Genomic DNA, 15,372 nt, shown 5'->3' with positions numbered 1-15,372 from the left:
ACTCACATCACTGGCGGATGATATCGATCGCACAAGTAAACTCGCGGCAGCTCAAGGTGGCCCGATCTTGCTGGTCGGCCATTCGTATGGTGGTGCGGTCATCAGGGGCGCGGGTCACATCTGGGTTCACCGATTTACTCTTTCGGAACCGCACGACTGAGTCCTTCTCTGCTATTTTCACGGGGTCATTATCACTTCCTCGGCTTACTGAGCGTCCACGGCCCAACCGCCACCAAATGCCCTGGAAAGCGAGACCAACGAGACACGAACTGCGGTTTCAGCTTTGACACGCTCGTCGTTGATTGAAAGTTTGGTGCGTTGAGCATCCAGCAGGGATAAATAATCACTCGCTCCCCTCTGATATAAGGCTTCGGAGGATCGATACGTTTTCTCTGCTGCTGTTTCGGCCTTCAATAGTTGTTCGCGGCGCTCCTTCGACGAGGTATGGGCGACAAAGGCATTTTCCACGTCTTCCAAGGCGAGGAGGAAGGTTTTTTCGTACTTCGCCGCGACTTGATCCAGCCGCGCGTCCGCGGCAGCGATGTGAGCCCGGATGCGTCCCGCATTGAATATCGGAGCCGTGAGGCCAGCCCCCAGCGCATACACACCCTCCACCAGAGTCGGATATCCCCCGACGGCTAGCGCGCCGATTCCGCCGCTCGCCGACAGCACCAGCTTCGGGAACAAATCGGCCCGCGCTGCACCAAGGCTGGCCGCTGCCGCACTCACTTCGGTTTGCGCAAGGCGCAGATCAGGCCGTTGTAGTAGGAGGCTTGAAGGCAACATGTTTGGGATACTCGGCAGGTCGGAAGGATGAACTGCTGCAGCAACAAGCCGGTGTTCAAGTTTCGCCGGAGATTCGCCCAGCAACAGGCTGAGGCGATGGATCAGAGTGACTTCTGCTGCGTTCAATCCCGGGAGGGCACTCTCGGTGCTATGCAGTAAGGCTTCCTGCCGGGAAACTTCGGTTTCTTTCGTTAAACCCGCACGATAAAAGGCCTGCAAAGTTCTGAGCCTTTCCCGTTGGATGTCGATATTTTCGCGCAGAATCGCAGTCCGTTCCTGTGCGCCGCGTAGTTCCAGATAGTTCGTCGCCACCTGAGCCACCAATCCCACTTGTACTCCATGCCGTTCTTCTTCGGTTCCAGCGGCCTGAGCACCCGTTGCCTCGGCTTCAAGATGCCTGGCACCAAAAACATCTACCTCCCACCGTGCAGCAAGACCACCGGTGCCGACATTGACGGTGGGTATGACCAGCTGTGTTCCTCCCTGGCCATTTGGTACTGCGATGATCCGGTCAATTCGCTTTTCCCGGCCGCCAAAGGAAAAGAAATCAACACTGGGGTAGAGTGCTGATTCCGCGACAGTGACTATCGCGTTGGCCTCTCGAACGCGAGCCGTTGCGATTCTAAGATCGTGGTTAGCGGCTAATGCTTCGATGATCAACTCGTTCAGCAGTGGATCGCGAAATCCTCGCCACCATTCTTTGAGATCGGTCTGATTAGAATTGTCTTGAACACCTGGGGCATGATTCCAATCCGTCGGAATCGATAATGGTACCCGATCACTCACACGCGTCGGTGTACACCCCACTAACATGACGATCGTCAGGACGACAAGTGGTAGTGAATAGCGCGTCGTCACGGCAATCGCTCCATCAACCATTACTGAATCCCTGGGAAACACAAGTTTATTCGACCCTGCCGGCGAGGCATCTGCATGAGCATGGTTCCGTGTGACCCGAAACCAGGCTGCATACAACGCGGGCAGGAAGAACACGGTCAGTATGGTCGCGATCGTGAGTCCGCCCATGATGGCGATAGCCTGCGGTCCGAAGAAATCGTTGCGCGACAACGGAATCATCGCCAGGATAGCTGCCGCTGCAGTCAAGAGAATGGGCCGGAAACGCCGGACGGTCGATTCTACGATGGCGGTCCAGGTATCCCGACCGGCCTTTTCATCCTGCTCGATCTGATCCACGAGGATCACCGAGTTCCGCATGATCATCCCGGCCAGGGCGATAATGCCGAGCAGGGCTACGAAACCGAAGGGAGCGCCGAACAGCAACAGGGCGAATGCCGCTCCGATCACACCCAAAGGAGCCGTGACGAACACCAGGAACGTTCGGGACAGGTTCTGTAGCTGCATCATCAGCAGGATAAGCGTGGCGATCACGACCAGCGGAATCCAGATCAGGATCGACTTCTGAGCGATCCAGGCGTCTTCCTTGGCCGCGCCGGTTTCGATGAAATAGCCGGCGGGGAGATTGTCTTTGATGGGCTCGAGCTTCGGAACGATCTGGGCGGCTACATCGGGCGCCAGCATGCCGTCTACCACATCGGCCCGAACTGAAATTGCCGGGAAGCGGTTACGGCGCCATCGGACGCCATCCTCGAAAACGGTTTCGGATGTGACCAGTTGCGCCAGCGGCATAGATTTTCCATTGGCCGTTCGCACTGCCACATCGGGTAACTCGTGGGCGGCGCCGCGCAAGTTCTTTTGCGCCCTCCAGACGATGTCGATGAGTTTGTCGTCCTCGCGGAACTGTCCGACGGGAATTCCCGTATAGTGAGCTTGCAAGGTTTGCGACAAGTTTAAAGTCGAGACGCCGAGTGCACGCGCCTTGTCCTGATCGAGTACGAGACGAGACGAAGGAATGCGATCGTGCCAGTCGTCGTTCACATCCACCGCGTTGGGGTTGGCGCGCACGACCTCGGCCACCCGGTCGGCGATGGTTCGAACGATCTTGGGATCTTCACCGAACACCCTGAACACGAGCGGATAGTCCATCGGTGGCCCGACATTGAGCCGCATGGCGCGTCCCCGCACTTCCGGGAAATCCGTGGCGAAAGCCAGGCGGATGCGTTGCATGACCCGTTCGCGGGCCACGTTGTCACGCGTCATCACGACGAATTCGGCGAGGTTGGTATTGACCAGTTGTTGCACGATCAGGAGGAAAAACCTCGGGCTGCCGCTGCCGACATAAGCCGCGTAATTCACCACATCCTCATCTGTGGCAAGCAGCGTCTCCATGCGCTTGGCGACCGCTTCAGTTTGCGCGAAGGCACTGCCCTCCGGCAGCCACAGGTCGATGATGACTTCCGGCCGATTGGACAACGGGAAAAACTGTTCGGGGACTTGGGTCAAAGTTGCGACGCCGACGCCGAACAGCGCGGCTGTCCCAATGATCACTGTCTTGCGATGTTCCACGCAACGATCCACCCAGCGGCGCAAGCGATTATAGAACGGCGTGTCAAAAAGGTCGTGGTCGGATGTGTCCCCCTTGCCCTTGATTTTAAGCATCAGGAAGCCCAGATAGGGTGTGAAGACCACCGCACCGATCCACGATAGGGACAGCGAGATGGCCATCACCTGAAAAATCGCCACCGTGTATTCACCGGCTTGCGACTTAGCCAGGCCTACCGGTAGAAAGCCGGCAATGGTGATCAAGGTTCCGGTCAGCATGGGAAACGCCGTAGCGCGGTAGGCAAAAGTCGCGGCGCGCATCCGATCCCACCCTTCTTCGAGTTTGCGCGCCATCATCTCGATCGCAATCATGGCGTCGTCCACCAGAAGGCCCAACCCGAGAATCAAGGCGCCCAGCGAAATGCGATGGATTTCCATGTCCAAGAGCCACATGCACAGCAACGTTCCGGCCAGAACCAGAGGCACTGTCAGCCCGACGACGGAGCCGGTGCGAAACCCGAGACTCAGGAAGCTGACGAGCAGCACCGCCGCCAGCGCCTCGAAGAAGGTGCGCAGGAATTCGCCGATGGCCGTTTTGACCACGCGCGATTGATCGGCGACCCGTTCGACCTCGACCCCCACCGGAAGTTCCCCCTCGATCCAAGTCATGGTGGTTTCAAGCGCTTTGCCCAGTTCCAGCACATCGCCTTTCTTGTGCATGGTCACGCCGAGACCGATGGCTTCCTTGCCGTTGAAGCGCATCTTGAATTCCGGCGGATCGGTGTAGCCCCGCGTCACCTTGGCGAAATCGCTGACCCTGATGGTCCGGCCTTCGAGACGTACCGCCAGGTTCGCCACGCTATCCACCGAGTCGAATGGGCCGGTGAGTCGTATGGGGAGATTGCGCTGTGAAGAAAACACTGTTCCCGCCGGCACCATGCCATTCTGCGCCTGGAGTACTTGAGCGACTGATGCGGCGTCCAGACCCAGTTCGGCCAGCTTCTTGTCGGAAAACTCGACGTAAATCTTTTCGTCCTGGACGCCGATGAGATCGACTTTCTCGACATCCTTGACGCGCAAGATCTGCTGTCGAGCCGAATCTGCCGCAGCTTTCAGCTCGGCGTAGCTGAAGCCTTCCCCGGAAAAGGTATAGAGGAGGCTGTAGGTGTCGCCGAACTCGTCATTGAAGAAGGGGCCGACGATGCCGGGCGGCAAGCTCATGCGGATGTCACCGACCTTCTTGCGCACTTGATACCAGAGATCGGCAATTTCTTTAGCCGGCGTATCTTCACGGGGTGTGACAAAAATGACCGATTCGCCGGATTTCGAGTAGCTGCGGATGAAGTCTAGATTGGGTAGTTCCTGGATTTTCTTTTCCAGGCGGTCGGTCACCTGTTGCTCTGTTTCCAGCGCGGTTGCCCCAGGATAGAAGGTTTTCACGACCATCACCCGGAAGGTGAACGTCGGGTCTTCCCGCTGTCCCAGCTGGGAATAGGCGAGAATTCCACCGAGCAGCACCAGCACCATGAAAAAACCGGTGATGGAGCGATGTTTGAGTGCCCACTCGCTCAGATTGAAATCCTTCATGGCTGATCCTCCTTGCTTTCGGCGACGAAGCCTTGCATGGCCACCGCGACCTGTTCCGGCAGGCGCACCGCCTGTCCTTCAGCTAGGCGCTGGACGCCGGCGCTGACGACCAATTGTCCGGACACGACTCCCGCGACGACAATGCGCTCTCCGTCCAGTGCCTCGCCCAGCTGAACCGGCACGGATCTGACCGTGCCAGCCTGCTCGTCCACCAGCCATACACGCGGCCGTCCAGACTCGTTCTGAGGGGTAAATACGGCGGAGAGTGGAACGGCGATGCGCGGTGGGGTAGTCAACGGAATCCACACCGTCGCCGTCTTACCGAGCCGTGCTTCATCCTGTCCCTCAAGCAGTGTCGCCTTGACTCGATAGGTGCGGCTGGCCGGGTCGGCCGCCGCCGCGATCTCGCGAATACGTGCCGTGATTTGCCTGTCGCCGCCGGCCCACAAGGTCACGCGGACTGTCTGGTAGAGTTCGATTCCAGCCACACGCTGCTCAGGGATATCGATATGGATTTCCTTCTCATCAAGCCGGGCCAGCTTGACGACCGGCTGACCGGCAGCCACCACCTGCCCGATCTCGGCTTCCAGCGCCGTCACCACGCCGTCCCGATCCGCCAGGAGATCGGTGTACTGTAATTGGTTGGTCGCTTGGCCCAGTTGAGCGTTCAGCGCCGCGACCCGTTCCCGCGCGGTGATGTAAGCGGTGTCATGCCGGTCGAACTCGGCTGGACTAATGACCCGCAGGTTCAGGAGTTCACGGTAACGTGTCAGATCATCCCGGGCAAAATCCTGTTCGGCCTGGGCGGATTTGAGCTGAGCGTTAAGTGCGTCCGTTCCAAGTCGATAATCGTTGGAATCCAGCCTCGCTAAGCGCTGACCTTTGTGCACGCGATCTCCCACCTCAACGGGACGGTGAAGCATTTTGCCCGATACCCGGAAGGCTAAGGTCGTCTCGTATCGTGCCCGTACTTCCCCGGCGAAACTCATCACCCCTGCGGCGGCCTCATCGCTGATTCGGACGACCTTCACGGGCCGGGAAATCTGCCGGGATTGCTCGTCTTGATGGTTGCACCCAAGAAACATCGTGAGTGGCAGCAGCAGGCAAGCAAGGAATTTGCCTCGCACGTTCACGATCGATGACAGTGGTCTGTCTCCGATGACTGAAGACCGCCGGAGGTCTGCTCGTCGTTTCGCAAAATTACACACCGGGAACCTCTTCTCGATCCGTAGCAATGCGGCTTGGAACCCAGTTTGCCCGAGCGCTGCCGTGATCAACATTCTTGGTTTTGTCATGTTGTTCCCCCCCCCTTTCGATTTCTTGCGCGGCAAGTTCCCAAATGGCATATATTTGTATATGCAAATACACAATCAAAAAAACTCACCTACCCCGACGGAAGTCCGAACTTGTTTGCTGCGAGCCTTTTCAAAAGTGTCTCGCCCTCATCCCCGATCAGCTTTCGCGCGCGATCCTGCGCCTTTCGCCAAGACGGAACGATGTGATTCAGAAGGTCACGACCTTTCGCGGTGACTTGCAACGGCGAGCCGCGACCGTCTTCTCCATCTATAAGCTCTTCTATCCAACCATTGGTCATCATTATCTTGAGATTCCGGGTCAGCGTTGATGGGTCGAGATGAAGACGCTTCCCAATGTCGATACGTCGAACGGGGCCGACCCTCGCTACAAGGACCAGGAGATTGAGTTGTGTTGCTTTCAAACCGTAGGAGCGGAATTCATCATCGTAGATGCCTGTGAGAACACGATTGAGTATGCGTGCACGACTCAAAAGACAATCACATACTATCTGTTCAATATTATCTTTGTTTTGTTTCATTTCTGGTAATTCCAGCTTCATTGAGCACATTGTTGCATATGCAAATATATCGTGTCAAGACATAAGAGATTGATGGCGGAGCGCATGCATCCAAAGAAGACCGTGACACTGCAGGCGAGCCACGCGTCCATGGCCTCACAGGCCGATGCAATCGTCGCACTGATCGAAGAGGCGGCGGGCTCCTACGCGTGAGGGCCAACAGTCCGCGAACACGTGTTCATCCGGATGACCGGTCATCGCTTAAGGTGGAGGGAGGAGACACTTGTGAAGTCATGAGGGCCTTGTTTGTTACCAGGGCCTGCACGAAAGACTGTGCTGAACTGGGTTTTCCCTTATAGTCACGTTGATGGTTGATCCTCCTTCTATAAGTCTCTGCCTATAGGCTCTGGCAAGCGGACTTCATTCAGGAGATTACATCGTAAGCCCATTGCGGTGAGTGTCTTGGACTGAAAAGATCGGAGAGGTCTATGGCCTTGACATCTTATGCCTACTGCGCAGATCCTCCCTGCGGGGTGTATGTCATGAAAACTGCTCTGCGAACCGAACCGACGCCGATGAGGATCGCCATCGGCGTGCTTTTCGTTGTCGGATCAGTTGGCCAGTTCGGCTGCAAGGGCGAAGCCGGCTCTTCAGCGCCTCGTCCGATCCCCGAAGTGCAGGTCGTTGAAACTTTTTCTCAGACTGTGCCCGATGAACCGGAGTTTATCGGGCAAGCCGAGGCGTCGAGCATCGTTGAGATTCGTCCGCAAGTCACCGGCATCATCAAGCAACGGTTTTTTCCTGAGGGGCGCGATGTCAAGCAAGGTGACCGTCTCTACGAGATCGATCCTGTGCCCTTCCGGGCGGCATTCGTGAGCGCGAAGGGACGAGTCGCGCAAGCCGAGGCGCGGGTTGTTCAGGCTAGGCAAGATCTGGCGCGTGTCAAGCCGTTGCTCGAGGAGCAGGCCGTCAGCCAGAAAGATGTCGACGACGCGATCGCGGAGGACCTTGCCGCGCGGGCCGCTCTGGAGGCGGCGAGAGGAGATCTGGTCAAGGCCAAGTTCGATCTAGACAATACGCTCATCGTGGCGCCGGTCGACGGGTTGATCGAGCGAACGCGGTACTATCAGGGTCGGCTGGTCACGGCGCAGACGGACCTCCTGACCGTTATTCATCAAGTCGATCCCATGTACGTGATCGTGAGCGCGCCCGAGAGTTTTCTCCTCAAACGACGGCGAGACACTCTGTCGAAACGGATTCAGCACCCGGGAATCTACAAGTTGACGGGCACCATCATCTTCGTGGACGGAACGACCTATGCGCATGAGGGCCTGTTGGATTTTGCGGATATCGGGTTACGGGTCGAGACTGGTTCACGGCAAGCGCGGGTGGTGTTCCCGAACCCCGATCGGGTGTTGTTGCCCGGCCAGTTCGTGACCGTGCGTTTTCACGGAGTGTCGAAGCCCAATGCCATCCTTGTTCCTCAACGCGCGGTCCAGCAGGGACCAAAGGGCGCCGTCGTCTATGTCGTGAGTCAGGGTAACCAGGTGGAAGTCCGAGACGTGAAGGCAACGGATTGGCAAGGAGATTGGTGGCTCATTGAGGAAGGGCTCCGTGCCGGAGAACGGGTAATGGTGGAGGGATTCCAACGAGTCGCACCAGGAGCCCAGGTCATGCCCGTTACGGTTGCCTCAACGACACCCGAGATGCCTCCATCGCCGGCCAGCGGCGCGGAACAGGCAAAATGAACCTCGGGTTTTTCATCGATCGGCCGATTTTCGCCTCAGTTCTTTCCATTATCGTCGTGGTGATAGGGCTCGTGGCAATGTTGGCCCTGCCCATCGCTCAATTTCCTGAAATCACTCCCCCCGTGGTGCAGATCGAAGCCGACTATCCCGGCGCGAGCGCGGAAGTCGTGGCGGAATCGGTCGCCCGCCCCATCGAGTTGCAGCTTCCCGGGATCGACCACCTTCTCTATTTCGATTCGACAAGCACGAACGATGGTCACATGACCATCAAGCTGATCTTTGAAATCGGCACGAACGTGGATATTGCGCAAGTCCAGGCACAGAATCGCCAGAAGCTTGCCGAGCCGCAGCTTCCGCCGGAAGTCATTCGTCAAGGAGTGACCGTTAAAAAAATGTCGCCGGATCTGTTGACGGTTATGGTGCTGAATTCAGACGATCCGCAGCAAGATGCGCTCTTTCTCTCGAATTTCGCGATCCTGCGAATCCTCGACAATATCAAGCGCTTGCCCGGCGTCGGCGATGCGCTGGTCTTCGGACAACAAAACTACAGCATGCGTCTCGTCCTTGATCCAGTGCGGATGGCGCAGTTGGGTCTGACACCGACCGACATCGCGAATGTCGTGCGCGAACAGAACCGTGACTTCCCCGCCGGAACCGTCGGGCGGGAGCCCATGCCGATCTCCACGGAGCTCACCCTCCCGCTCTTTGCCGACGGACGCATGTCCGACGTGCACGAATTCGAGGACATGATCGTTCGAGCAATGCCGAACGGGTCGATGGTTCGTCTCAAAGATGTCGCGCGGGTCGAGTTGGGGGCGCAATCCTACGTGCTCGAGGGCCGCTATAACCGCAAGCCCACCGCGCTGCTTCTCACCTTTCTGTTACCCGGCGCCAACGCCCTCGACACGGTCAAGGGAATTCGCGGGGAAATGGACAGGCTGAGCAAGATCTTTCCACCCGGCGTCACGTATGACATTCCGTACGACACGACACGCTTTGTCGATGTCTCCATCAAGGAAGTGGTCAAGACCTTAGGGGAAGCCATGGTCTTGGTGGTCCTGGTGGTGTACCTCTTTCTTCAAAGCTGGCGCGCAACACTGATTCCCGTCCTGGCGGTTCCGGTCTCGCTGATCGGAACCTTTGCCGGGATGGCGGCCCTGGGATTTTCGATCAATACCCTCACCCTCTTCGGCCTGGTGCTCGCCATCGGGATTGTGGTGGATGATGCCATTGTGGTTGTGGAAAACGTGGAGCGCCACATGGAGGGAGGGCTGTCCCCGAAGGACGCGGCCAAGAAGGCCATGGAGGAGGTGGCCGGCCCCGTGATCGCCATTGTGCTGGTGTTGTGTGCCGTCTTTGTGCCGGTGGGATTTCTCGGAGGTATCACCGGCCAATTGTACAAGCAATTTGCGATCACGATCGCGGTCTCCGTCGCGATTTCTGGGTTTGTCGCACTGACGCTGAGTCCGGCGCTCTGTGCCCTCGTGCTGAAGCCGAGCCATGGGCCACGCAAAGGCTTCTTTGGATTGTTCAACCGGCTGTTCGAGTGGGTCCAAATTCGGTACGCGACAGGCGTGGGTTTCACGTTGAGACACATGCTGCTCTCGCTGGCGCTGTGCGGTATTGTGATTGGTGCCACTGTGAAATTTTTTACGGTGATCCCCATGGCCTTCTTGCCGGAAGAGGACCAGGGATATTTTATTACCGTCGTTCAGCTGCCGGATGGGGCGTCGAAAAAGCGGACGGACGCAGTCGTCGATCGAATCGAGCAGTACTACCATACCTTGCCAGCGGTCTACGGAACACAAGCGCTGTCGGGACAGAACTTCGTCTTCAATACCAGAGGAACCAATACGGCGACCCTCTTTGCGCCGCTCAAGCACTGGGATGAACGGAAGAGCAAGCAGGACCATGTCAAGGCGCTTATCGGTGGTGCGTTCGGAGAGTTCGCGAAGATACCAGGCGCACTGATCCTGGCGTTTAATGCTCCCTCGATTCGAGGCCTGGGCGCCACCGGCGGCTTTTCCGTGCAACTGCAAGACCCGAGCGGTGGGGATTTTAAGCAGTTTGGCGCGGTCGCTCAGGAGTTCGTCGAAAAGGCAAGGCAGGACCCGTCGATCGGGGCGGTCAGTACCAGTTTTCGCGTGAGCGCACCCCGCGTGCACGCCAAAATCAATCGAGAGAGGGCCAAGGCGCTCGGTGTGCCCATCTCCGAAGTGTTCGACACGCTTCAGGCCTATTTCGGCAACCTGTACATCAACGATTTCGTAAAATTCGGCCGTGTCTATCGGGTCCAAACCGAAGCGGAGCCTCAGTATCGATCGCGTCCGGCCGATATCAGCAAGATCTACGTTCGGGCATTGAATGGCCGAGAATCAACAATGATCCCCCTCGACACAGTGGTCACGACGACCTATTCCAGCGGGCCTGATCCCGTCACTCACTTCAATGGATTCAATACCGCCCTTGTCCTGGGTTCAGCGGCGCCGGGCTACAGTTCAGGCCAGGCCCTTGATGCGTTAGAGCGGGCGGCACAAGAGGTATTGACCCCTCAAGGGTTCGATATCGATTGGAGCGGCATTTCTTATCAGGAACGCAAGGCCGGCTCTCAGTCGGTTGTCGCTTTTGCGTTCGGCTTGCTTATGGTGTTTTTGGTGCTGGCTGCTCAGTACGAGAGCTGGACGGTTCCGTTTGCCGTGATCCTGGCCGTACCGTTCGGCGTGTTCGGCGCATTGTCGGCGGTATGGCTGTCGGGGATGGCCAACGATATTTATTTCCAGATCGGCCTCGTCACGCTGATCGGGCTCGCGGCCAAGAACGCCATTCTCATCGTGGAGTTTGCGAATCAACGGTACCAGCATGGCCTCCCGTTGAGAGATGCGGCGGTCGAAGCGGCGCGCCTTCGGTTCCGTCCTATCATCATGACCTCATTGGCGTTTATTCTCGGCGTCGTGCCTTTGGTTGTCGCCGGCGGAGCCGGCGCGGCCGGCCGCCATTCGATCGGCACGGGAGTATTCGGAGGCATGATCGCCGCGACGATTCTTTCCGTCTTGTTTGTCCCCTTGTTCTTCATGCTGATCCGAATGTTGGGTAGTCCTGTTACCGGACCTATCGAACGAGACAGAATGGGGGAAGACCGTGCCGGACTCGAGTCGGTGTCCGTGCAAGGAGGACGTTGAAATACGCATCGTGAGAGAGGAGCGATGAGTCTGGACAAGAAAGTCCGGAGGTAAGCAAGTAAGCAAGGAGAGGGGATCTTGTCGAGTCCGGACCGATCACGCACGCATCTGGACAATCTTTTTCGTGCTCTACTTCGTCTGCACAAAGCCTTGCTGGACAACGAGCGGGTGTCCTATGAGCGCGTGCATGGACGTATCACGTCCAATGGAGCATTTTTGCAGCTGGTGTTGAACGATCCCTGGTTCGCCTGGTTGCGGCCGCTGTCCCAACTGATGACCAAGCTCGATGAACTCGGCGAAGAGGACGACCCCTCAACCCCCGAGGAAATCTCAGCTCTGCTTGCTTCTGCGCAGAGGCTCCTCATCCCGACGGAAGAGGGGGAGGGATTCGGTAGACAATATTACGACGCACTGCAACGAAGTCCCGATGTCGGGCTGGAGCATGCAGCGGTCAGAGCATTGCTAAGGCAGTCTGTTCCTAACAAGGGGTGAATCAAATGAAAGCCCATTACCTTGGTCATGTCGTGTTCTATGTGAAGGATCTCGAACGCTCGTTGGCGTTTTATCGTGATCTGCTGGGATTTAAGGAGGTTGGGCGGATCTTCAACGGAGCGGCGGCGGCATTGACCTCAGGCCGTACCCACCACGAACTCTTGCTCATCCAAGTCGGCGATGCGCCCGGGCCTCCATCGGGCAGGCGTCGCGGGCTCTATCACATCGGCATCAAAATCGGAGACAGCCTCGATGAGCTGCGTCAGGCCAAACGAGAGCTGGAACAAGCAGGGATCCCGATCGACGGCATGAGCGATCACACGGTCAGCCAGAGCCTCTATCTAAAAGATCCCGATGGGAACGAGGTGGAACTCTACGTGGATGCGGACGAATCGGTGTGGAAGCACGATCCGGCAGCGGTTATGTCGCCGATCAAGCCGCTGCATCTGTAATCCTGATGTGGAGACAAGAGGGAGCAAGCGAGACGGCTGGAGTCGTTTCGCTCAAACGGGAGAATACAACCTAGCAGGCTGCGGAATAACTCGATTTGTGTGCTTCGACAGGCTCAGCACGAACGGAAAACCTCAGTACATTCAATGAGCACTCCGTTTGTCCTGAGGCTCTCGAAGGATGAACGGAGGGTTTTTCCGCAGCCTGCTAAAGGCCGGTAGCATGCGGCACGGAATGATCTGTCAGGAGAGAATGGCATGTCGATCTCGAAATGGTTTCTCTTTGTGCTGATAGTCGGATGTCTGTTGGTTCAGGGCCAGAGGGTATTTGCCCAACAGTCCCGGCCCGATGATGAAGTCACCAAGCTGACCGAGGACGTCTACCTGTTCCGGCGTCACTTTCATCAATCTATTTTCATCACGACGCCGCAGGGCGTGATCGCGACCGATCCGATCAGTTCCGACGCGGCGATCTGGCTCAAGGCCAAGATCCAGACCCTGACCGATCAACCGGTCCGTTATGTGATCTACAGCCACCACCACGATGATCACATCACCGGCGGCAGCGTCTTCGCCGATCAGGCACGCTTCGTCAGCCATGCGGCGGCGCGGGAGAAAATTCTCCAAGCAGCGGATCCACACACTCCAGTCCCGGACCTCACCTTCACCGACCGAATGGGTATTGACCTTGGCGGCAAGCACATCGACCTCATCTATACCGGCAAGAACCACTCGGACAACAGCCTCGTCGTCCTGCTCCGGCAGAACAAACTACTCTTTGCCGTCGATTTTATTCCAGTCGAGACGGTGGCCTACCGCACGATGCAGAGCGATTATCCGGACGACTGGATCGAATCGCTCAAACAGGTCGAGCAATTAGACTTCGAGACTCTGGTCCCAGGCCATGGCAAGATCGGCAAGAAAGAGCACGTGCGACAATTCCGCAACTACCTCGAAGACCTCAGAGCGGCCGTGGCGGAGCAAGTCCGCAAGGGGGCGAGTGTGGAAGAGGCGAAAAAAGTCGTGCGGCTTCCCAAGTACGAGCAGTGGCAGCGCTACGCTGAATGGTTCCCGGAAAATGTAGAGGGGATGTACCGATATCTCTCGCAGCAGCGGAAGGAAAATCGCTGACTAGATTAACTTGATGGCCGCTTCGTTTCCATGGGTTGTCGATATTGTTCCACGTAGTCCAGAATGCGGTCCTTCGGTACTCCGAACCAGGCCAATGCATGCCGGATGAGTGTTGCCGACGCCTCGACTTCAGGCTGAATCACCTCGGCTGCACCAACCGTACCGAGTCGTTCCGCTTCCGCTGATCCATGTGCTCGAGCTAAGATCGGGACTTTCGGATTGAGGGCGCGGATGCGACGTACCGTGAGAGCGGCAGATTCAATTTCAGGCAGTGCTACGATGATCAGAGACGCGTCCTCCGCTCCGGCCTTCATGAGTAATTCGCGGTGGGAGGCGTCCCCATAGAGGCAGGCAATGTGCCTGGCCTGCAACTGGCGAATGGTGTCCGGATTTCGGTCGATGACCACATAGGGAAGACTGAAGGCCTCCAACGCTCTCCCGAGCGAGCTGCCGACTCGGCCAAATCCACACAGGACGACATGCTGTCGGAGCGGGTCGCCTTCCGGCGGCCAGGGCGCGATGTCGTGCTGATCATGGGCGAACCGTCTCCGACCTATCCAACCAGGTACATACCGGACGAGAGCCGCATTCATGAGAATAGTGATGACGGAGGCAGCAAGCGTCGCATTGTAGACTTCGCTGCCGACATGGCCTGCCCCTTTTGCAACCTGCACCAGGACAAACGAGAATTCCCCGATTTGAGTGAGACCGATCCCCACCAGGCATGCCGTGGTCCAAGAGTAACCGAACAGCCGCACGATGGTTGTCCAAATCGTGAACATCCCGACGACGATCAAGCCGATCATTGTGGCAAGGAGAGAAAGGTTATCGATGATCACGCGTGGGTCGATCAGAATGCCGATGGTTACAAAGAAAAGCGCGACGAAGGCATCGCGTAGCGAGAGCAGCCGGGCCAAGGTTTCGTGCCCATACTCTGATGCGCTGATAATGAGACCGGCCAGGAAGGCCCCCAGCGCGAGGGACAGTCCGACCATCTGCGTGACGGCGGCGGTCCCAAGGCTGATGGCCAGCGTCACGAGTAAGAACAGTTCATGGTTTTGCGTCCTGGCGACGTGCGTCAGGATCGGCGGGATGACTTTGGCGCCCAAGTATCCGACCGGCGCTAGGATCAGCATCGCCTTCGCAAAGGCCTTGCCGATCAGGAGCAATCGTCCCGAGTCGAATTCTCCGAGGGCCGACATGAGCACCGTCATGACGACGACCGCTACGTCTTCCACCAGGGCGATACCGATCATCACCCGTCCGTGTTTTGAACGAAGTTCACCCCGATCGACGAGGAAACGGGCGAGAACCATGGTGCTCGCCATAGACGTCACTGCTCCGATCACGATGCTTTGGGTCGTCGACCACCCGATCAAGCTCCCTACCAGTAGGGCCAACCCGATGGACAAGAGAATGCCGAGCGGACCTCCCGCGAGGGCGACCCATTTGACGCGCATCAGGTCCTTCACGGAAAACTCAAGTCCGATCGAAAACATCAAGAGAATGATGCCGATCTCCGCAAAGAGATCGAATGTGTGAGATTCCGAGATGGTAGGTCCCGGTGTAAACGGGCCGATGGCGATACCGCCCAGGACGTAGCCAAGAATCAACGGCTGCCGGGCAAGTCGAGCGAGTACGCCGCCTGCGACGGCGGCAAGGAATACCGTGGCGAGATCTCTAAAAAATACGGGGTCGGGCTGCACGCAACACCTAATTTTAAGTGAACGCTATATTAGCTGTACCATGACCGATTGGTAGCAAGGCCACAAGACCGGGGAACGAAA

Annotated in this window: 9 protein-coding genes; 5 read left to right on the top strand and 4 right to left on the bottom strand. The window is 57.5% G+C overall.

Features of this window, described 5'->3' with window-relative positions:
- Nucleotides 1-204 precede the first annotated feature (204 nt).
- The 3 genes from P0120_22010 to P0120_22000 form a co-directional block, all read right to left on the bottom strand.
- Complete coding sequence (locus tag P0120_22010) at nt 205-4,773, bottom strand: efflux RND transporter permease subunit (GenBank protein ID MDF0676983.1); 4,569 nt, start codon at nt 4,771-4,773, stop codon at nt 205-207.
- Nucleotides 4,770-6,068, bottom strand: a complete 1,299-nt coding sequence (locus tag P0120_22005; GenBank protein MDF0676982.1) for an efflux RND transporter periplasmic adaptor subunit — start codon at nt 6,066-6,068, stop codon at nt 4,770-4,772. Before P0120_22005 ends, P0120_22010 begins: the two co-directional genes overlap by 4 nt.
- Nucleotides 6,069-6,157: 89 nt before the next feature.
- Nucleotides 6,158-6,628, bottom strand: a complete 471-nt coding sequence (locus P0120_22000) for a MarR family winged helix-turn-helix transcriptional regulator (GenBank protein MDF0676981.1) — start codon at nt 6,626-6,628, stop codon at nt 6,158-6,160.
- 446 nt (nt 6,629-7,074) lie between these two features.
- Here P0120_22000 and P0120_21995 point away from each other — a divergent pair, with 446 nt between their 5' ends.
- The 5 genes from P0120_21995 to P0120_21975 all read left to right on the top strand — a co-directional run bounded on the left by P0120_21995 (nt 7,075) and on the right by P0120_21975 (nt 13,585).
- Nucleotides 7,075-8,334: an efflux RND transporter periplasmic adaptor subunit gene (locus P0120_21995; protein ID MDF0676980.1), complete on the top strand. Its 1,260-nt coding sequence runs from the start codon at nt 7,075-7,077 to the stop codon at nt 8,332-8,334.
- Nucleotides 8,331-11,513: a multidrug efflux RND transporter permease subunit gene (locus tag P0120_21990; protein ID MDF0676979.1), complete on the top strand. Its 3,183-nt coding sequence runs from the start codon at nt 8,331-8,333 to the stop codon at nt 11,511-11,513. The genes P0120_21995 and P0120_21990 overlap by 4 nt, the downstream gene beginning before the upstream one ends.
- A gap of 78 nt (nt 11,514-11,591) precedes the next feature.
- The gene (locus P0120_21985) at nt 11,592-12,005 is read left to right on the top strand and encodes a hypothetical protein (protein ID MDF0676978.1); all 414 of its coding nucleotides are present in this window, start codon (nt 11,592-11,594) and stop codon (nt 12,003-12,005) included.
- A 5-nt stretch (nt 12,006-12,010) separates the two neighbouring features.
- A complete protein-coding gene (locus P0120_21980) occupies nt 12,011-12,457 on the top strand; it encodes a VOC family protein (GenBank protein ID MDF0676977.1) in 447 nt (148 codons plus the stop codon).
- A gap of 255 nt (nt 12,458-12,712) precedes the next feature.
- Nucleotides 12,713-13,585, top strand: coding sequence for an MBL fold metallo-hydrolase (locus P0120_21975; protein ID MDF0676976.1), 873 nt, complete (start codon nt 12,713-12,715; stop codon nt 13,583-13,585).
- A 5-nt stretch (nt 13,586-13,590) separates the two neighbouring features.
- On the opposite strand, the gene P0120_21970 is transcribed toward P0120_21975, so the two are convergent.
- Entirely contained in the window at nt 13,591-15,291 is a 1,701-nt protein-coding gene (locus P0120_21970; GenBank protein ID MDF0676975.1) for a cation:proton antiporter, read from the bottom strand.
- Nucleotides 15,292-15,372: the final 81 nt, after the last annotated feature.

It is taken from the genome of Nitrospira sp. (genome assembly GCA_029194675.1).
Classification (GTDB): Bacteria; Nitrospirota; Nitrospiria; order Nitrospirales; family Nitrospiraceae; genus Nitrospira_D.
This window is presented reverse-complemented; position numbering and strand designations above follow the sequence as displayed.

Coding starts and splice junctions, on each gene's coding strand:
- P0120_22010 (MDF0676983.1), bottom strand. CDS start 4,773: ATGAAGGATTTCAATCTGAGCGAGTGGGCACTCAAACATCGCTCCATC.
- P0120_22005 (MDF0676982.1), bottom strand. CDS start 6,068: ATGACAAAACCAAGAATGTTGATCACGGCAGCGCTCGGGCAAACTGGG.
- P0120_22000 (MDF0676981.1), bottom strand. CDS start 6,628: ATGAAGCTGGAATTACCAGAAATGAAACAAAACAAAGATAATATTGAA.
- P0120_21995 (MDF0676980.1), top strand. CDS start 7,075: ATGGCCTTGACATCTTATGCCTACTGCGCAGATCCTCCCTGCGGGGTG.
- P0120_21990 (MDF0676979.1), top strand. CDS start 8,331: ATGAACCTCGGGTTTTTCATCGATCGGCCGATTTTCGCCTCAGTTCTT.
- P0120_21980 (MDF0676977.1), top strand. CDS start 12,011: ATGAAAGCCCATTACCTTGGTCATGTCGTGTTCTATGTGAAGGATCTC.
- P0120_21975 (MDF0676976.1), top strand. CDS start 12,713: ATGTCGATCTCGAAATGGTTTCTCTTTGTGCTGATAGTCGGATGTCTG.